Here is a 19573-nt window from a genome sequence, read left to right as displayed (position 1 = left end):
ATCCAAGTTAACATAAACAGATTCGATAAAAGATTACCGCTTTTGCGGCAAGTACTATGAAAAACTATATACCTATGCTCCTGATAATTTGCTTTGCTTCCTTTTCTAATGCTCAAAATGATTTTGAAAATCAATGGAAAGAGGTGGACAAACTCCAATATGATGGCCTTACCAAAAGTGCTGCCGATTTGGTTGAAACTATTTATAAAAATGCCGTTAAAGCTGACAATACCCAACAGCGCATCAAAGCATTATTACATATCAGTAAGTATATGCTAATATTAGAAGAGGATGCACAGCTCTCTATTGTAAATAGGTATAAAGCCGAAATCGATACAACTAACAGCAGCGTTACCAAAAGCATTTTAGAGAATTTGTTAGCGACGATGTATTGGCAATATTATGAACAGAATCGTTTTCAATTCTACTACAGAACTACAACATCTGAAAAAGTAAGTGAAGATCTAAAAACTTGGGATTTAAAAACGTTATTTAGTGAAATTCAAACCTACTATCAGCGTTCACTTGAAAATGCGGATTTACTTCAACACCAATCATTAAACGACTATGCTGTACTTTTAAATGAATCCAAAAATTCTAAAGACTATCGCCCAACACTATTTGATTTATTAAGCCATAATGCACTCAAATTCTATAAAACTGATGAAAACAGTATTACACAACCCGCTTACAAATTTAGTATTGATAACAATCACTTTATTGCTGATAGTGAAATTTTCACAAGTATAGATTTAACCTCTAAAGACACTTTATCGCTTCAACGCAATGCGTTAAAAATTTATCAAGATTTATTGAAATTTCATCGTAAAGACAAAACTTCAAAAGCCTTTGTAGATGTAGATATTGAACGCTTAAATTTTGTAGCGCAGCATGGCACGTTTTCAAATTTAGAAGATCAGCTTCTGAATACATTACAATCGAAATCAAAGAAATTAAAAGCTTCAGAATTATCGACGTTATATGATTATGAAATTGCTAAGCTGTATGAAAAACAAGGTAATTTATTCAATCATACACTAGGAGAAAATGAAATCAACAGCAAAAACCAATGGAAATTAAAAGAAGCGATCGCAGTTTGTAATGCGGCAATTTCTAAATTCCCAACTAGCATTGGAGCTCAAAAATGTGAGTTTTTAATAGCGCAAATTGGTAAGCCCAGCTTAGAGCTTCAAGCCGAAGAATTTATTGGCATTAATTCTCCTTCTAAATTATTAGTGACATATAAGAATTTAGAAGACTTAGACTTTAAAGTTTATAAAGTTTCACAAAACCAATTAAAGCTTTATAGCCGCACGTATAGTGATGATAAAAAGATGGCGTTCTTCAAAAAGCTAGATCCAGTTAAAACGTTTTCGAGCACATTAAAATCCGAAGGCGATTACCAAAATCATAGTACTGAAATTGTATTACCAAATCTAAATAATGGTTTATACATCATTAAAGCAGACACCAATACAGACACTTATACAAATGTTTTTGCTACAGCGCATATTCAAATCACAAATTTAGCGTTGGTAGAAAGTTCTCAAAATGACGTTCAGTTTTACCAAGTTATTAATAGACATAATGGTAAACCCCAAGCTAACATCAAAGCGAAACTATCCGATCCAAATAACAAGAAATTTACGAAATCACTCACTTCTGATCGTTTTGGGAAATTTCATTTCACAAAAGACAATACGTATTACAATAGCATTCAAATAGAAGTTAACTCTAAAGACGATACGGCTTATTTTGGCAACTATTACATCAACCGAACCTACAACCAAGATGAAAGCAGCGATACACGATACCGTAACTTCTTATTCACAGATCGAAGCATTTATAGACCAGGACAAACTGTTTATTTTAAAGGCATTGCTATAAAGTCTAAAGACGGAAAAACAACGGTTTCAGCTGGTGCTACCGCAAGAGTCAAATTAATGAATGTTAATGGCGAGGTCGTCAGTGAAATAAATTTATTAACTAATGAATTCGGTTCGCTACATGGAGAATTTATAATACCAAATGATGGATTAACGGGTAATTATACTATTAATATGTATAGCAATAGTAATGGTTATACCAATATTTCTGTGGAAGAATACAAGCGACCAAAGTTTAAACCAGAATTTCAACCTATAACAGAATCTTACAAAGTAAACGATAGCATTACGGTAAACGGAACGGCAATCGCTTTTGCGGGGAGTACTATTACAGATGCTAAAGTGGTGTATCGTGTAAAACGAAATGTAAAATTTCCGAGCTGGTATTATTGGAGACGTCCATATTTTAATGTGGAAGCCCAAGAAATCACTTTTGGTGAGACTAAAACAAATGCTAAAGGAGAGTTTGAAATTATGTTTAAAGCGCTTCCGGATGCAAGTGTTTCTAAAGATAATCTTCCTGTTTTTAATTATGAAATCACAGCAGATGTTACGGATATTAATGGGGAAACACGTTCAACGACTACCATTGTTAATGTTGGTTATCATGCTATGACACTCAATATTATTGCTCCTCAGAAAATTGATAAAACGCAAAAAGAAATAGAACTCACTTTAGCGTCGCAAAATCTTAATGGTGAATTCGCACCAGCAAAAGGACAATTAATAATTTATAAATTAAAGGCGCCAGATCGTGTTTTAAGAACACGGTCTTGGCAAGCACCAGATTACCAAACGCTTTCTGAAACTGAATTTAAAACACTATTTCCTCATGACCCTTATAACAATGAAGGTCAATTAACCAATTGGACAAAAGGCAAAGCGGTTTTTAATACTGAATTTGATACCGAAAAAGATAAAACGATCATTCTAAAACGTCTTCACAAATGGGATTCTGGTCAGTATATTATTGTTGTAGAAAGCAAAGATAAATTTGGACAACCGGTAAAAGACCAAGTGTTTACATCTCTTTTTAGTGATAAGGACAAAACGGTTGCAGACCACCAATTGTACGAAGCGCAATTAGACAAAAAAACTTACGAGATCAATTCTATGGCAAAATTAACTTTAGGTTCTGCCGCAGAACATATAACCATTACTCTCGAAATTGAAAAAGACGATAAAATTATAATGACACAATTAGTGGAACTTCATAATTCAAAAGAAACACTTAGTATTCCTATTTTAGAAAGTGATTTAGGTGGTTTTACTGTTCATACCTCATTTGCAGCATTCAATGAATTTCAATATCAAAGCTTTGACATTAACGTCCCTTATCCCACAACGGATTTAGAAATTGAGACGACTACATTCAGAGACAAACTACAACCAGGACAAGATGAAACCTGGAGTTTCAAAATTAAAGGACCAAAAGGTGACAAAATATCTGCTGAATTATTAGCAAGCATGTATGATGCCTCTTTAGATGAATTTAGATATCATGACTGGAGTTTTAAACCTATTTATAATCGGGATTATGTTAACTCCATTTACAAAAATTCTAATCAAAGTTTTAGGAACACTAGTTTTGGAATATTCAATAATTTTTATACCAATGTCAAAGCCCCATATCAAGGTTATGATGAATTGAATTGGTTTGGATTTTACTTTGGGAATGATTATAGGTACTTAAGAAAAAACAAACGAGTTTCTTCTCCAGAAGCGGTGGCAATGGTTTCTGATTCTGCAGAACTTGAAGAAGTTGTAGTTGTTGGCTACGGAACAAAAACCAAAGAAGCTTATACTGGGTCTGCAACAAAAATTGAAAGTGACGAGAAATGGAATACAAGAAATTCAGATTCAGCATACAGCATTCTTAAAGGTAATTTCACAAAAGATGTAGAATTAAATACTGACAACATCCAAATAAGAAAAAACTTAAACGAAACCGCCTTCTTCTTTCCGCAATTACAAACCGACAAGGAAGGTAATGTGAGTTTCAATTTTACGGCACCAGAAGCCTTAACCAAATGGAAGTTACAATTATTGGCACACACCAAAACTTTAGAAAGTGCTGTAACCCAATTAGAAACAGTGACGCAAAAAGAATTGATGGTGATACCAAATGCTCCCCGTTTTTTAAGAGAAGGAGATCAAATTACAATTAGCACTAAAATTGCAAATCTTACAGACAATGAATTATCTGGAGTGGCTCAATTGATGTTGACTGATGCTGTGACAGGAAAGTCTATTGATACAGAACTTTCAAATTCTAGTAACACCTCTCCTTTTATGGTTGATGCGAAAGGCAATACGCAAGTGTCTTGGAGTTTGAATATTCCAAAAAACATTGAAGCGGTACAATATAAAGTGATTGCAAAAGCAGGAGACTTTAGCGATGGCGAGCAAAACGCTTTGCCTGTTTTATCTAACAGAATGCTAGTTACAGAAACGCTACCAATGTGGGTTCGTTCTAACCAAACCAAAACGTTTACTTTAGATAAGTTGAAGAATGATACCTCCACGACGCTCAGTCACCATAAGTTGACCTTAGAAATGACATCGAATCCGGCGTGGTATGCTGTGCAAGCCTTACCTTATTTAATGGAATATCCTTATGAGTGTAACGAGCAAACATTTTCAAGATATTATGCGAATGCCTTAGCACAACATATTGTAAAATCGAATCCAAGAATTGAAGCTGTTTTTAACCAATGGAAATCCACTGACGCTTTATTGTCTAACTTAGAAAAGAACCAAGAATTAAAATCATTATTGATTGAAGAAACACCTTGGTTACGCGATGCAGAATCGGAAACAGAACAGAAAAAACGTATTGCCTTATTATTCGACCTTAATAAAATGAACAACGAATTACAATCTGCTGTTCGTAAATTAAAGAACAATCAACATGGTTCTGGAGCTTGGCCTTGGTTTAACGGCGGGCGTGATAATCGATTTATCACCCAACATATTATTGCTGGTTTTGGACATTTAAAACAACTAAATGTCAGCCTGAGCGCAGTCGAAGGTTCTATGATCGAAAACGGCATAGACTATTTAGATGCCGAATTTGTTAAAGAATATAAAGACATTAGAAAGTACAACAAAGATACTGATTTGAGCAAAGATCATTTGTCACATACCCAATTGCATTATTTATATACACGAAGTTTTCACCCTGAAATGACACCTTCGAAAGAAGTTCAAAACATTATGGATTATTACCAAGGTCAGATTCAGAAATATTGGTTAAGTCGTTCATTATACGCGAAAGGTTTAATGGCGTTAACCATGCATAGAACAGACGACTCAAAAACGGCTGGTAAAATTGTAAAATCATTAAAAGAAAACAGTATTACTTCAAAGGAATTAGGCATGTACTGGAAAACCAATACCAACTCATGGCACTGGTACCAAGCACCAGTTGAAACACAAGCCTTAATGGTGGAGGTGTTTTCTGAAATTGGTACAAGTATACAAAGTGAAGCAAAGAATCTCGAAGTTGTAGACAATCTAAAAATATGGTTACTTAAAAACAAGCAAACCAACAGTTGGAAAACGACTAAAGCCACCACAGAAGCTGTATATGCGCTATTGTTACAAGGCAGCGATTGGCTAAGTGTTACAGAACAAGTAGACGTTAAAGTAGGTAGTGAAACGATTTCACCTTCAACATTACAAAATGTAAAAGTAGAAGCTGGCACAGGGTATTATAAAACCTCTTGGAATGGTTCTGAAATTAAACCAGAACAAGCCGATGTTACCATTACTAAAAAAGGTGAAGGTATTGCTTGGGGAGCTTTATACTGGCAATATTTTGAAGATTTAGACAAAATAACTTCAGCTGAGACACCATTAAAATTGAGTAAGAAATTGTTCTTAAAATCAAATACTGACAAAGGTGAAGAAATTACCGAAATCACCTCAACAAGCAAATTAAAAGTAGGAGATTTAATTAGAGTTAGGATTGAATTGAGAACCGACCGCACTATGGAATTTGTACATCTTAAAGATATGCGTGCTGCTGGTTTAGAACCTGTAAACGTATTATCACATTACAAATGGCAAGATGGTTTAGGTTATTATGAAAGCACAAAAGATGCAGCCACCAATTTCTTTATGGACTATTTACCAAAAGGTGTTTATGTATTTGAATACGATTTAAGAGTGAATAACGCTGGCGATATGAGTAATGGCATTAGCACCATTCAGAGTATGTATGCACCAGAATTTTCTAGTCACAGCGAAGGTGTTAGGATTACGGTGGACTAAAAACTTAATTGATCTTTAAATATATAGGATTGTCTTCTGGAGATTTCAATTTCTTCTCCAGAATTCATTTCTATTTTTAGTTTCCCGTTAAACCATGAGACGACTTTCTTAACATGGTTGATATTAATGATCTGCTGACGGTTGGCTCTAAAAAACACATCTGAAGGCAATTTTTCTTCAATTTGAGCGAGTGATTTATAAATTAGGGGAGTATTCGAATCAAAAAAGACACGTGTATAATTACCTACAATTTCAAACAACGAAATATCCTGAATTTTAACCAGCCAACACTGTTCACCGTCTTTAATAAATATCTGCTTATCTAAACGCAGACCTTCTTCTTTTTCAGCTGTGGTAGTTGATGTCGCATTAATTTTTTCAAGAACTTTAGTGATAGAACTCGAAAAACGTTTTTGACTAATAGGCTTCAATAAATAATCGAATGCGTTGTACTCAAAAGATTTAATAGCATAATCATCAAAAGCCGTTGTAAAAATTGTTACAGGGACGTCATCTAACATCTCGAGAAGTTCAAAACCATCTTTTTCTGGCATATTAATATCCAAGAAAAGTAAATCGGGATTTGTATTAGTAATCAGCTCAAAACCTTCATCTACATTTTCGGCTTCACCAATAAGTTCTATGTCTTGGTGAGCTTTTAATAGTTCTTTTAACTCATTACGAGCCAAACGCGAATCTTCTACAATAACAGCTTTTAAAATTTTCATACGATTGGCATTTTTATAGTGGCAACCACTTTATTTTCAATTTCTTTTAAGGTAAAGGTCGCATTTTGACCATAAAGTAATTCTAAACGTTTCTTTATATTCTTTAAACCTAACTGCGTAGAATTTTCGCTTTTTTGTAGTTTCCCAGAATTGGTAACTTCAATTTGTAATTGATGATCCGTTACAAGCGTTGATAAGGTCACTTCACCTCCACTTTTTATATTTGAAATGCCGTGTTTAAGCGAATTTTCAACCAACATTTGAATAATCATTGGTGGAATTTGTTTGTTTAAAGACGCTTCATCAATATGGGTTTCAAATTGTAAACGGTCTTCAAACTGAATTTTAGAAATTTCAACATAGTTTTCTACCATTTCTAATTCATCTTCTAAAGAAATAGAATTCAATTCACTTTTTGTAAGCGAATACCGCAGTGTTTCAGATAAATTAGTCAACATGTTTCTAGCCACATCGGCATCTTCAAGCATGAGCCCACGAATGTTATTCAAACTATTAAACATAAAATGTGGATTAATCTGCCCTTTTAAAGTATTGAGTTGCGCTTCTTTTAAATTCGCCTCTAACGCCAGTTGTTTTACTTTAATGGTGTTAATGTAATACACTAACTTCAATGTTAAAACAACAAACAACCAAACCACAAAATAGGCTAAAAAATGAGGCACGTTTGTTAACTTTTGAAGTAAAGTTAATTCGATATCTACATTTAAAAAATAATTGGCAGGAATATTTAACATAGGCCAAAGTACACTATGATAAATAATTTGAGTTCCTATGACTAAGGCTATAAGTTTGTAAACATCACTTTTAGAATAATCACCGATATTAAAGTAATTTTCGATAAAGTATAGAATAATAAACGATAATATAAAACCTAATAAGCCACACAAGACACCTTCGGTTAATAAGTAATAAACTCTATTAACTGATTCTTCACCTCCACCTCCATAGGATATCTTGTCTATAGTGAGCATAAAAAGCGCGAATAAAATCCACCCAAAAAAATTAATAATCCAGTATTTATAGTTTGTTAAAAGCTTCATTTATTCTTCTATAATTAAATGCAAGATATGAGATAATAGGTGTTTATTGCAACTGTAGTTCATATTCCATTGTGCTTTCTAATAATGCAATTTCTTTGTCTGTCTTTTTGTAAGCTAAATATCCAAAAACACTTACAAAAGTGATATAAGCTAACATACCCAAAATGCCTAAAATATTAGAGTCAAAATATAATGATGCTGAGGGAATTAAGGTTAACATCCAAAATCCCATAAAATACATTTCGTATTTTTTACGATTAACCATGTAGGTTTTAAATTTAGAGATACTTGAAACTAAAGAGGTTTGTGTATATGATTTTTGCTTAATATCTTTTAGGGATAAAAATTTATCTATAAAAAATACTATGGCTAAAATACCCATAAGTAATAGCATAACATAAAGGTTATTATCTCTAAAGCGAATGGCAAGTCCTATTGATACTCCAATTAGGATGAACGATGAAAGCTTAGCCATCTTTGCTCCTATTAATAATTTCTCAAATGTTTTCAATTGCTTTTGAAAAGTGTCTTGTTTTGTTTGGTTTGAATTTTTCATAATTTGATTGTTTGATTGTTTGATTGTTTGATTGATTGTTTGATTGTTTGATTGATTGATTGATTAACTAAATACGATTACAATAATAAATTCGGTAACTACTTTAACTAAATGGATCATAATACTGTTGTTTTTTGATTGATGATTACTATTCGATTTTTAATTGATAGTCTAAATATATAACCACATTAGTCGTTTAAAATTGAAAATATGATGAGTGGTCATTAGAATATGCTAAACGGAAATTTGAATTACCAATCGCAATTATAGAAGTAAAAGACCTGAAAAAAATTCTTTAAAAACCTAGATTAGATACAAACACCTATAAATCTCGTCTTCCCTATATCGTCGGAAAAATCATAAACAAAAAAAAAGGTTTCATAAATGAAACCTTTCTTTAACTAAGTACTTGTTTTATTTACTCGGAGGAGTTGTGGGCCTCACTTCTATTTTACTTGGTAAAGTTCTAGGATTCATCTTTAATAAATCGATCACCAACTCTCCTATATCTTCACTCTGAATTTTCCAAGCTTGTTCGTCGCTCGGTTCATTTCCATTAAAATGTGTGGATACAGAGCCTGGCATGATCGTACTTACTTTAATTCCATGTTGTCTTAAATCTAGCATTACCGCTTGTGTAAACCCTGTGACTCCAAATTTACTGGCATTATACGCAGATCCTCCTGCAAAAAAATTAGCACCAGCCAAACTCGAAATCGTGATATAATAGCCTTTCGATTTTTTTAATTCTGCGACACTCGCCTTTATAGAATTAAAGGCACCTGTAAGATTTGTATCTATGGTATCTTTCCATTGTTGCTCTGTTAAATCTTCAATACTCGCAAAATGTCCTAATCCTGCATTTGCAATTACAATATCTAACGCACCAAATGTAGCTATCGCTTTTTGTACGGCTGCTTCCTGACTCTTTAAATCTCTTACATCTGCTTCGACGCCGATTATAGCATCTAAGGCATTTGTTTTTGATGCTAATTCTTTAGCTGAATTTTCTGCTGCACTTTTAGCTCTGCTCGTTATCACAACTTTCACTCCTTTATTAAGTAATGCTTCTGCAATACCATAACCTATTCCTTTTGTTCCACCTGTAATTAAGGCGACTTTTCCTTTTAAATTTTCCATATGTGTTGTTTTTACCAAATTTACAAAACAAGACTAAAAACTCAACTTTTAGAATGTTAGGATTATGATAAAACCACGAACAAATATTAACAGATAGAATTTTACTCACCTATAATATTTATTTTACCACGACCTTTTTTATAACTAACTTTAACATTCTAAAAAACATTTAATTTCGCGAATGAAAATTTCAAAAACCATAAGAATTACTTACCTATTAACACTTTTAATAGCTTTACTTTCTTGCGCTAGTAAACAACACATCGTAACTGAAGAAGAACCTATAATAACACAACCTAAACTACTTTTCTTAAATTTTGAAATTACAAAATTAAACGACATAAAAAGTGTTTCGTTAATCAATCAAATTAAAACCGATGGTAAATTAAAAGGACATACGAGCGAAGAATCTAAAGGAGACATTGGAGACTTAGAATATTTGATTTTGGATAAAGACCTCAACCAATTAGAAAAACATTATATAAAAAATCCTTTAAAAAAAGTTATAGAATTTATAAACGACTCAGGAAATTTTGAAAAAAAATTGTTAGATTTAGACCGTTCCGAATTTTCATTAAGATTACAACTAAAGTCTAAAGCTGAATACATTGTAATCAACGAAATCACTTCAGAAGGTATTACAAAACTGAACACCACAAAAATAGAATAAACATGAAAAAACTATTACTCTTAGCACTTATTTCCCTTACTGTTCAACTTGTTTTTTCTCAAACTTTTGATGTTCAGGCTATCAAAAATTCTGGTGATGATGTAAAACGAATTAACCTCGTCATTTTAAGTGAAGGGTATCAAGCTAGTGAAATGTCTCAATTTGAAACAGATGCTACTAATTTTATGAATGATATGTTTTCTCAAGTACCTTTCGTTAATTATGAAAATTACTTCAATGTTCACATTATAAAAGTACCATCTAATGAAAGTGGCGCTACACATCCTGGAACAGCATCAGATGAACCTAATCCTATAGTTCCTACATTGACTGTTGACAATTATTTTGGAACTGCATACGACAGTTATGATATTCACAGATTATTATACACGGAAAATGCGGCTTTGATTAGCACCGTTTTGGCGAATAACTTTCCACTATACGACCAAGCGCTTATTTTAGTAAACTCACCATATTATGGCGGCAGCGGAGGCCAATTTCCTATTACTTCCACAGGTGAAGATGCAAGCGAAATTGCTATTCATGAGTTAGGGCATTCCTTTGTCGATTTAAAAGATGAATACTATCCCGGAGATATTCTTGCTGAAGAAGGTATTAATATGACCCAAGAAACAGATCCAACTTTAGTTAAATGGAAAAACTGGATTGGCAGTAATAGTGTTAGTATTTTCCCTTACGCAACGTCGGGTACCGCTTCAACCTGGAACAGACCGCATCAAAGTTGTAAAATGCGCTATTTGGGTTATGATTTTTGCGCGGTTTGTAAGGAAGGAATTATTGAAAGAATTCACGATTTAATTTCCCCAATAGATTCCTATATGCCAACGGAGGCTACAATTACGGAACCTAACTTTCCACTAAACTTTCAATTAAACACCATACAAACACTTCCTACGAACACCTTAGAAAGCACATGGACACTTAATGGTAACGACATTGCAACCAACGAGGAAACTGTTGCAATTGAAGAAAGTGATTTAACTACTGACACAAATAATTTAACCGTTGTGGTGAGAGACGCAACGTCTTTAATTGATATTGATAACCATGAAACGATTCATGTTGCAACCGTTACTTGGACTATAGATAATACTTTAGGAGTGCAACAGGTTAGTGCCAATGATTTTAGTCTAACTATGTTTCCAAATCCGGCAAATTCAATAGTAAATATTAAACTTGAAAACGTATTAAATGAAAATGTCGTAGTTGAGATTATTAGTTTAGATGGAAAAAAAATAAAATCAGCTCAGATATATAATGATCAAAATACATCAATTGACATTAGCACATTAAGTAATGGATTATACATTACTAACTTTTATGCAAAGGGTATTTTAATTGCTAGTAAAAAGCTTATTAAGAATTAGGTTAAAAGACCACTATTCGGATTTTGGTGGATATGTTGAGAACACTTTTTCTATTACTGTTTTAAACCTGTCTTCGCGTTTTTCGGGAGTATCATTTGGGTTATAACTGCTTTCGCTAATCGCTTGCCAAAACATACCGGTTTTAGTATCGTCAACGAACTCAATTACCAATTCTCTTGTGTTTTTATTTGCTCCAATTGGTAAGCCTAAAGAAATGCCTCCACCAATATTGCCACCACCTCCACCAACTCCAATACCTACATTCTTATTGTTGCGGTTTTGAACATCTTGACTTTGAATATCAATATAAAAATCAGGATTATCGGATCGTATTAAACCCATGGTTTTGAGCTTCGCATCCATTGTTGAAATTAAACGTTTGGTATCTAATTCAGACAAGCCTGTTTTCATTCCGTCAAAATAATTGTAGCTTTTGTATTCGTTAAAATTGGTAGTCTTTTCGTAATCGTAGTTGACTTTGGTGCCGCACGAGGTTATGATAAGTGTTATTAATAAGAATTTTAAATTTTTCATCTTTTTTTATTTAAAGATATTAAAAATTTAAGATGCCATCCCTATTTTAACTTGTCTTCTTTTTCCTCGTCATGAGGTTCAACGGCCTTGGTTAAAGAAGATGATATAATACCTGTTGGTATTGCTACAATTCCCAATCCGATTAAGAGCATAAAAAAAGTAAAAACGCGACCACCGACCGTAATTGGGTAGACATCGCCATATCCCACAGTTGTTAAGGTAACTATGGACCACCAAAGGCTTGAAAACACAGAAGAAAAATGTTCTGGTTGCGCTTCGTTTTCAAAATAATAGATTCCTACTGCTGTAAAATAAATGAGCATTAAAGTTATGATCATAAAAAGAACAATTTGCTCTTTAGCCGATTTCATAGCATTTGCAAAATGACGCATCGCTTTATTATAACGAACGAGTTTAAACAATCTAAATAATCGGAACATACGCAATAGACGTAACGAGCGTAAATCGATTCCGAATGAGAGATAAAAAGGTAGAATGGCTAAAAAATCTACAATTCCGAAAAAACTAAAAATGAATTTAGGTTTACTATCTGCAACATAAATACGTGCTACATATTCAAAAGTAAAAACAACAACACAGAATGCCTCAATAGCATTTAAAACGACTCTTGTTTGAGGTTTTAAATCTGGTAAGGTTTCTATTGAAAATGTAATTACCGAAAAAATAATTAAAAACTGAATGAAATATGCAAATCGTCTACTCTGTTTTGATTCGTTTATTTCGACTAAGTTTTTAAGATAGGTTTTCATGAGAATGTTTAAACATTAATCATTCAACAACTTCCAAAGTTTATCTTTTAACTCTGTTAGCCCTTGATGCGCAACCGAAGAGATAAACATATATTCTGCCTTTAAGTCTTTATCTAAAATCATAGATATTTCAGATTTTAATTCGTCATCTAGCATATCTGATTTTGAAACTACAACTAGGCGCTCCTTATCTAACATTTCAGGATTGTAACGTCTTAATTCATCTTCTAGAATTTCGTACTGCTCTACAATATCTTTAGCATCTGCAGGGATTAAAAACAATAGAATAGAGTTACGTTCAATATGTCTTAAAAAGTAATACCCTAAACCTTTTCCTTCTGCTGCACCTTCTATAATACCAGGAATATCTGCCATTACAAACGACTGAAAATCGCGATATTCTACAATACCTAAATTTGGTTTTAAAGTTGTAAACTCATAATCTGCAATTTTAGGTTTTGCAGAGGTTAATACAGAAAGTAAGGTTGATTTTCCTGCATTAGGAAACCCAACTAATCCAACATCTGCTAAAACTTTAAGTTCTAAAGTGATGTCTAATTCTTCAAGTGGAATTCCAGGTTGTGCATAACGCGGTGTTTGATTCACTGAATTTTTAAAATGCCAGTTACCACGACCTCCCATTCCACCTTCAACTACTATTCTTTCCTCACCTTCTTCGGTAATTTCAAACATAATAGTATCGGTTTCAGAATCACGAACTACAGTACCTAATGGCACATCAATGTAAATATCTTCACCATCGGCTCCTGTACTTCTTCCTGAGCTACCATGAGATCCATGACCAGCTTTAAAATGTCTTTTAAACTTTAAGTGAATAAGTGTCCAAAGATTAGAGTTTCCACGCAAAATAACATGACCTCCACGACCACCATCTCCTCCATCTGGGCCACCTTTTTGTATATATTTTTCGCGATGTAAATGCGCAGAACCTTTTCCTCCGTTACCAGAAGAGACGTGCATTTTTACGTAGTCAACAAAATTTCCTTCAGTCATTAGATAGATTTAAAAGTTTAATTGTTTATGTGTTTAATTGATATTTCTTAAGAGCATTAATCTGATTAGAAATTTTTAAAACTTTCTCTCTCAATATTGAATACTCGTTATTATTTATAAAACCTAATCTTTGGCATAAAATTATTTGACAAAGCAACTCCATTGTTGAACTAAATGCTATCGTCGAAAAACGAGCTTTATCCTTATTACTTGTCCTAGAAGTTCCTTCTGCTAAATTTGAAGAAATTGAAACTGAACACCTTTTCATCTGACTCGAAATACCAAATTTCTCATCATCCGGAAATGTTTTCACTGTATTATAAATTAACTCAACTAAATCAATTGAATCTTGCCAAACGTTTAATTTCTCAAATGAATGTTGATACATAATAATTTAGTTTCAATTAAACGAATAAACAATTAAACAGTTTAACCTATCTACAGCTTATCAATCACAGTACTTAAACGCACTGTAATATCTTCAACACTACCAACACCATCAACACCAAAATATTTATTTTGATCGGTATAGTAATCTTTTAAAATAGCAGTTTTCGTATAGTATTGTTTTATTCGGTTTCTTATGATACTCTCATCAGCATCATCAGTTCTTCCACTAGTTTCTCCACGTTTAAGTAAACGCTGTACCAAAACCTCATCGTCAACCTCTAAGGCAACCATAGCATCGATTTGCGAATCCTTCCCTTCCATTAATTTATCTAATGCTTTAGCTTGTTCGTTGGTTCTTGGAAAACCATCAAAAATAAAACCGTTAGCACCAGCATTTTTTTCAACCTCTTTATTCAACATATCAATAGTTACCTGATCTGGCACCAACTCCCCTTTGTCCATAAATGACTTAGCTAACATTCCTAAAGCCGTTTCGTTTTTAATATTAAATCTAAAAACGTCACCTGTAGAGATGTGTATTAAATCGTATTTCTCTTTTAGAAAATTAGCTTGTGTTCCTTTACCTGCACCTGGAGGGCCAAATAGCACTATGTTTGTCATGTGTTGTGTGGTTTTTAATTGATATACATCTGGTAAATCTCTTCCTAATCCGTTATAATCAAGTCCATAACCAACGATGAACTTATTAGGAATTTCCATACCTACGTAATGAAGTTTAAAATCTTTGTTATAAGCTTCAGGCTTGTAAAACAAGGTTGCAATAATCAATTGTTTTACATTTTCGTTTTCAAAAATGCGATGCACTTCTTCCAAAGTGTTTCCTGAATCTATAATGTCTTCTAAAATAACAACCGTTCTTCCTGTTAAATCTTGGGTTAAACCAATTAAGCGCTGAATATCTTCGGTAGACTTCACCCCTTCGTAAGAGGCTAATTTTATAAAAGTGACTTCACAAGGTTTCGGATACTTTTTTACAAAGTCGCTTACTAACATAAACGAACCATTTAAAATTCCAATAAACACAGGTACTTCGTCGCCTAAATCGTCTGCAATACCATCTACCATCTTTTGGACAGCAGCATCTATTTCTTGTTCAGAGATAAAAGGTTTAAAGTATAAATCGTGAAGCTTAATCACTTTCTTTTTATTTTAGAATTGCAAAGATACATATTTGATTGCTGTTTGAGGGATTTTTGATTTACGAATTTACAAGTATGTCTCATTTTTAGCGTATTTTTGCTATTGAAAAGCAGATATTTAATCCTAAAAAGTTTCCCATGAACTTGGGAACAATGTAAAAGTTGATGAACTATTTTTCTTCCAATTTTAAACTCGGTATTCTTGGTGGTGGCCAACTTGGCAAAATGATGTTGTACGATACACGTAAATTTGATATTTATACTTGTGTCTTAGATCCTAGTGCTGATGCACCATCACGATTGGCATGCGATGAATTTACCATAGGCGATTTATTAGATTACGACACCGTAATTAACTTCGGAAAACAGGTTGATGTATTAACTTTTGAAATAGAAAATGTTAATGTAGATGCTTTAGAAACACTTGAAAAACAAGGTGTAAAAGTGTTTCCTTCGTCTAAAACATTACGAACCATTCAGAATAAAGCGACACAGAAATTATTTTATCGCGATCATAATATTCCGACAGCAGATTTCTCAAGATTTGCATATACTTCTGAAATTGATGAAGCTATAGATCATGGAGGCTTAAGCTATCCTTTTGTATGGAAAAGCGCTCGATTTGGTTACGATGGTACAGGTGTTAAAGTGGTTAGAAATCTTTCTGACTTAACGGATTTACCAAATGTGGAATGTATTACTGAAAAATTGATTCCATTTAAAAATGAATTAGCGGTTATTGTTGCAAGAAACGCCCAAGGAGATGTTAAGACCTACCCTGTTGTTGAAATGGAATTTCATCCTGAAGCTAACCAAGTTGAATATGTAATTTGCCCGGCTAGAATTCCTGATGCTATTGCAAAAAAAGCAGAATCAGTTGCGTTAAAAGTAGCAGCAGAATTTAAACATGTTGGTTTATTAGCCGTTGAAATGTTTCAGACTGAAACTGATGACATCTTAGTTAATGAAGTCGCACCAAGACCACACAATTCTGGTCATTATAGTATTGAAGCCAGCTACACCTCACAATTTGAACAGCAGATTAGATGTATTTTAGGTTTACCATTAGGCAATACCGAAAGTAAAGTTGCAGGAGTGATGGTGAATCTTGTTGGTGCAGAAAATCATACTGGTAATGTGGTTTATAAAAATATTGAAAACATCCTTGCAATGGATGGAGTGACACCACACATTTACGGCAAAAAACAAACCAGACCTTTCCGAAAAATGGGTCATGTGACCATAGTTAATAAGGATATCGCTGTAGCTCGTGAAATTGCAGAACAAGTAAAACGTACAATCGAAGTAATTAGTGAATAAAAAATGAGTAAAGTAGCCATAATAATGGGAAGCAAAAGCGACATGCCAGTAATGCAAGACGCTATAGATATATTAAACAGTTTTGATATTGAAATTGAAGTTGATATCGTTTCGGCACATAGAACACCTGAAAAGTTATATGAATTTAGTAAAAACGCTCACAACAGAGGCATCAAAGTAATTATTGCTGGTGCTGGTGGAGCTGCACATTTACCAGGAATGGTGGCGTCAATGTCTCCATTACCGGTTATTGGAGTGCCTGTAAAAAGTAGTAATTCTATAGATGGTTGGGATTCTGTATTATCCATTTTGCAAATGCCTGGTGGTGTCCCTGTAGCTACAGTTGCGCTTAATGGAGCAAAAAACGCTGGTATTTTAGCAGCTCAGATTTTAGGTTGCTCAGACCAATGTGTTTTAGATAAGATTATGGTCTATAAGGAAGGCTTGAAAGCAAAGGTTATTGACTCTGCAAAAGACCTATAAAAAAGCCTCAACTCTCGTTAAGGCTTTTCAGCTATTAATCAATTCTACTTTAACATTATTTATAATGTAAAATAATACTGCAAAGGTACAAAACATCGCATTACAGATTATCATAACTAAAAGTTAAAATTCAGATAATCAAACATTTAATACAAATTCACTACATATGACAATTCTTAATAAATCGTTCAACACCTTATATAATACAGCTCCTTTTTCACAACTTAGATCAGAGGACTTTTTACCTGCGATTAAAGAAGGTATTGAAAAAGCAAAAGCTGAGATTGATGCCATTACAGCAAATACAGAAACTCCTAGTTTTGCAAACACCATTGAGGCCTTAGATTTTTCTGGAGAAGAGCTCGATCGTATTTCTAGTATTTTCTTCAATTTGAATTCTGCTGAAACTAATGACAAAATTCAGAAAATTGCACAAGAGGTTTCACCTTTACTTTCAGATTTCAGCAATGATATCACATTGAATGAAGCCTTATTTAAACGCGTAAAAGCAGTTTACGATGCTAAATCTAGTTTAGATTTAACTACAGAGCAAGACACGCTTCTCGATAAAAAATATAAAGGATTTTCTCGTAATGGAGCTAATTTACCTGAAGATAAAAAAGAAAAACTTCGTGCCATTGACAAAGAATTAAGTCAATTAAAATTAAAATTCGGAGAACATATTTTAGCGGAAACAAATAAATTTGAAATGCACCTTACGGACGAGTCTGATCTTTCAGGCTTACCACAAGGAGCCAAAGAAGCCGCTAAACAATTAGCAGAAAGCAAAGACAAAGACGGTTGGTTAATCACCTTAGATTATCCAAGTTATATTCCGTTTATGACCTATGCAGACAACAGAGCATTAAGAGAAGAATTATCTAAAGCTTTTGGCAGAAAAGGATTTCAAAACGATGAACTAGACAATCAAAACATTGTTCTCAAAATAGCACAATTGCGTTTTAAGCGTTCTCAACTTTTAGGTTACAAAACACATGCACACTTTGTGTTGGAGGAGCGCATGGCAGAAACACCAGAAAAAGTAACGTCATTTTTAAATGAACTATTAGAAAAAGCGAAACCAGCCGCTAAGGATGAATTTGAAGAATTAGAAAGTTTTGCAAAAGAATTAGATAGTATTGACCAATTACAAAAATGGGATTCTGGTTATTATGCTGAAAAGTTGAAGCAAAAATTATTCGACTTAAATGATGAACAATTGAAACCTTATTTCAAATTAGAAAATGTTATCAATGGTGCTTTTACGGTTGCTGAAAAATTATTCGGACTACAATTTGAAGAAATTAATACCATCGATAAATATCACGACGACGTTTTAACCTACAAAGTTACAGATAGCGAGGGAGAATTAGTTTCCATCTTCTATGCTGACTTTTTCCCAAGAGCCGGAAAACGAAATGGTGCTTGGATGACGTCTTTTAAACCACAGATGATAAAAGATGGTAAAAATGAAAGACCACATGTATCTATCGTATGTAACTTTACAAAACCAACAAAAAGTAAACCTTCATTATTAACCTTTAATGAAGTCACAACGTTGTTTCATGAATTTGGTCACGCCTTACACGGTATGTTAGCCAATACAACCTATCCAAGTATCTCTGGTACAAGTGTGTATTGGGATTTTGTTGAATTACCAAGTCAGGTATTAGAAAACTGGTGTTACGAAAAAGAAGCTTTAGAGTTATTTGCAACACATTACGAAACAGGCGAAGTCATCCCAATGGAGCTGGTTGAAAAAATAAAAGCTTCAGCAACGTTTCACGAAGGCATGCAAACCTTACGTCAATTGAGTTTTGGGTTGTTAGATATGTCGTGGCATGGTATTGATCCTTCAAATATTACAAATGTAAAGTCTCATGAAGTTGAAGCCTTTGGAGATACAAGTCTGTATCCTGATGTAGCAGAAAATTGTATGAGCACGTCGTTTTCGCATATTTTTCAAGGAGGCTATTCTTCTGGCTATTACAGTTACAAATGGGCAGAAGTTTTAGATGCAGATGCCTTTGAATATTTTAAAGAAGAAGGCATTTTTAATAAAACCGTGGCAGATAAGTTTAAAACCTTTGTGTTATCGCAAGGAGGTACCGACAACCCAATGACTTTGTATAAAAAGTTTAGAGGACAAGAACCAAAACCTGAAGCCTTATTAAAACGTGCAGGCTTGTTGAAATAAA

The 19573-nt window shown here is 33.5% G+C and carries 15 protein-coding genes; 6 read left to right on the top strand and 9 right to left on the bottom strand.

Going from position 1 to position 19573, the window contains the following annotated elements:
* Positions 1-56 precede the first annotated feature (56 nt).
* Positions 57-6161 (top strand): alpha-2-macroglobulin family protein, encoded by a 6105-nt coding sequence (locus BLT80_RS14960; RefSeq protein WP_092469422.1) that lies wholly within the window; start codon positions 57-59, stop codon positions 6159-6161.
* Here the strand turns inward: BLT80_RS14960 and BLT80_RS14955 are convergent.
* From BLT80_RS14955 to BLT80_RS14940, 4 genes are all read right to left on the bottom strand, one after another.
* Positions 6158-6889, bottom strand: coding sequence for a LytR/AlgR family response regulator transcription factor (locus BLT80_RS14955; RefSeq protein ID WP_092469420.1), 732 nt, complete (start codon positions 6887-6889; stop codon positions 6158-6160). The genes BLT80_RS14960 and BLT80_RS14955 overlap by 4 nt on opposite strands.
* Positions 6886-7881, bottom strand: a complete 996-nt coding sequence (locus BLT80_RS14950; protein ID WP_245710277.1) for a sensor histidine kinase — start codon at positions 7879-7881, stop codon at positions 6886-6888. The genes BLT80_RS14955 and BLT80_RS14950 overlap by 4 nt, the downstream gene beginning before the upstream one ends.
* Before the next feature lie 112 nt (positions 7882-7993).
* Positions 7994-8506 carry a hypothetical protein gene (locus BLT80_RS14945; protein ID WP_092469416.1) on the bottom strand — a complete coding sequence of 171 codons (513 nt, stop codon included), beginning with the start codon at positions 8504-8506 and terminating at the stop codon, positions 7994-7996.
* 414 nt (positions 8507-8920) lie between these two features.
* On the bottom strand, positions 8921-9646 hold the full coding sequence (locus BLT80_RS14940) for an SDR family oxidoreductase (protein ID WP_092469414.1): 726 nt from the start codon (positions 9644-9646) through the stop codon (positions 8921-8923).
* Positions 9647-9827: 181 nt separating this feature from the next.
* On the opposite strand from BLT80_RS14940, the gene BLT80_RS14935 reads away from it, so the two are divergent.
* Together BLT80_RS14935 and BLT80_RS14930 are read left to right on the top strand one after the other, a co-directional pair.
* Positions 9828-10316: a hypothetical protein gene (locus BLT80_RS14935; RefSeq protein ID WP_092469412.1), complete on the top strand. Its 489-nt coding sequence runs from the start codon at positions 9828-9830 to the stop codon at positions 10314-10316.
* Between the two features lie 2 nt (positions 10317-10318).
* The gene (locus BLT80_RS14930; RefSeq protein WP_092469410.1) at positions 10319-11704 is read left to right on the top strand and encodes a T9SS type A sorting domain-containing protein; all 1386 of its coding nucleotides are present in this window, start codon (positions 10319-10321) and stop codon (positions 11702-11704) included.
* 12 nt (positions 11705-11716) lie between these two features.
* Here BLT80_RS14930 and BLT80_RS14925 read toward each other — a convergent pair whose 3' ends face one another.
* The 5 genes from BLT80_RS14925 to BLT80_RS14905 are packed head-to-tail and all read right to left on the bottom strand — an operon-like array spanning position 11717 to position 15570.
* Complete coding sequence (locus tag BLT80_RS14925) at positions 11717-12238, bottom strand: DUF4136 domain-containing protein (protein WP_092469408.1); 522 nt, start codon at positions 12236-12238, stop codon at positions 11717-11719.
* Positions 12239-12279: 41 nt separating this feature from the next.
* The gene (locus tag BLT80_RS14920) at positions 12280-13008 is read right to left on the bottom strand and encodes an ion transporter (protein WP_092469406.1); all 729 of its coding nucleotides are present in this window, start codon (positions 13006-13008) and stop codon (positions 12280-12282) included.
* A 15-nt stretch (positions 13009-13023) separates the two neighbouring features.
* Positions 13024-14022, bottom strand: a complete 999-nt coding sequence (gene obgE / locus BLT80_RS14915; protein ID WP_092469404.1) for a GTPase ObgE — start codon at positions 14020-14022, stop codon at positions 13024-13026.
* Positions 14023-14047: 25 nt separating this feature from the next.
* Positions 14048-14410, bottom strand: a complete 363-nt coding sequence (locus BLT80_RS14910; RefSeq protein WP_092469402.1) for a four helix bundle protein — start codon at positions 14408-14410, stop codon at positions 14048-14050.
* 50 nt (positions 14411-14460) lie between these two features.
* Complete coding sequence (locus BLT80_RS14905; protein ID WP_092469400.1) at positions 14461-15570, bottom strand: adenylate kinase; 1110 nt, start codon at positions 15568-15570, stop codon at positions 14461-14463.
* 167 nt (positions 15571-15737) lie between these two features.
* On the opposite strand from BLT80_RS14905, the gene BLT80_RS14900 reads away from it, so the two are divergent.
* The 3 genes from BLT80_RS14900 (at position 15738) to BLT80_RS14890 (ending at position 19572) form a co-directional block, all read left to right on the top strand.
* Positions 15738-16892, top strand: a complete 1155-nt coding sequence (locus BLT80_RS14900; RefSeq protein ID WP_092469398.1) for a 5-(carboxyamino)imidazole ribonucleotide synthase — start codon at positions 15738-15740, stop codon at positions 16890-16892.
* Positions 16893-16895: 3 nt separating this feature from the next.
* Positions 16896-17375, top strand: a complete 480-nt coding sequence (purE, locus tag BLT80_RS14895; protein WP_092469396.1) for a 5-(carboxyamino)imidazole ribonucleotide mutase — start codon at positions 16896-16898, stop codon at positions 17373-17375.
* A 166-nt stretch (positions 17376-17541) separates the two neighbouring features.
* The gene (locus BLT80_RS14890; protein WP_092469394.1) at positions 17542-19572 is read left to right on the top strand and encodes a M3 family metallopeptidase; all 2031 of its coding nucleotides are present in this window, start codon (positions 17542-17544) and stop codon (positions 19570-19572) included.
* Position 19573: the final 1 nt, after the last annotated feature.

Origin of the sequence: Winogradskyella thalassocola (genome assembly GCF_900099995.1) — a bacterium.
Lineage (GTDB): Bacteria > Bacteroidota > Bacteroidia > Flavobacteriales > Flavobacteriaceae > Winogradskyella > Winogradskyella thalassocola.
The sequence above is the reverse complement of the archived record's forward strand: the minus strand, read 5'-3'. Positions and strand labels throughout refer to the sequence as shown.

What these genes read in the sequence shown, in the direction of transcription:
- BLT80_RS14900 (WP_092469398.1), top strand. Translation starts at nt 15,738, where the DNA reads ATGAACTATTTTTCTTCCAATTTTAAACTCGGTATTCTTGGTGGTGGC.
- BLT80_RS14940 (WP_092469414.1), bottom strand. Translation starts at nt 9,646, where the DNA reads ATGGAAAATTTAAAAGGAAAAGTCGCCTTAATTACAGGTGGAACAAAA.
- BLT80_RS14910 (WP_092469402.1), bottom strand. Translation starts at nt 14,410, where the DNA reads ATGTATCAACATTCATTTGAGAAATTAAACGTTTGGCAAGATTCAATT.
- obgE (WP_092469404.1), bottom strand. Translation starts at nt 14,022, where the DNA reads ATGACTGAAGGAAATTTTGTTGACTACGTAAAAATGCACGTCTCTTCT.
- BLT80_RS14960 (WP_092469422.1), top strand. Translation starts at nt 57, where the DNA reads ATGAAAAACTATATACCTATGCTCCTGATAATTTGCTTTGCTTCCTTT.
- BLT80_RS14920 (WP_092469406.1), bottom strand. Translation starts at nt 13,008, where the DNA reads ATGAAAACCTATCTTAAAAACTTAGTCGAAATAAACGAATCAAAACAG.
- BLT80_RS14950 (WP_245710277.1), bottom strand. Translation starts at nt 7,881, where the DNA reads ATGCTCACTATAGACAAGATATCCTATGGAGGTGGAGGTGAAGAATCA.
- BLT80_RS14890 (WP_092469394.1), top strand. Translation starts at nt 17,542, where the DNA reads ATGACAATTCTTAATAAATCGTTCAACACCTTATATAATACAGCTCCT.
- BLT80_RS14925 (WP_092469408.1), bottom strand. Translation starts at nt 12,238, where the DNA reads ATGAAAAATTTAAAATTCTTATTAATAACACTTATCATAACCTCGTGC.
- BLT80_RS14930 (WP_092469410.1), top strand. Translation starts at nt 10,319, where the DNA reads ATGAAAAAACTATTACTCTTAGCACTTATTTCCCTTACTGTTCAACTT.
- purE (WP_092469396.1), top strand. Translation starts at nt 16,896, where the DNA reads ATGAGTAAAGTAGCCATAATAATGGGAAGCAAAAGCGACATGCCAGTA.
- BLT80_RS14935 (WP_092469412.1), top strand. Translation starts at nt 9,828, where the DNA reads ATGAAAATTTCAAAAACCATAAGAATTACTTACCTATTAACACTTTTA.
- BLT80_RS14955 (WP_092469420.1), bottom strand. Translation starts at nt 6,889, where the DNA reads ATGAAAATTTTAAAAGCTGTTATTGTAGAAGATTCGCGTTTGGCTCGT.
- BLT80_RS14945 (WP_092469416.1), bottom strand. Translation starts at nt 8,506, where the DNA reads ATGAAAAATTCAAACCAAACAAAACAAGACACTTTTCAAAAGCAATTG.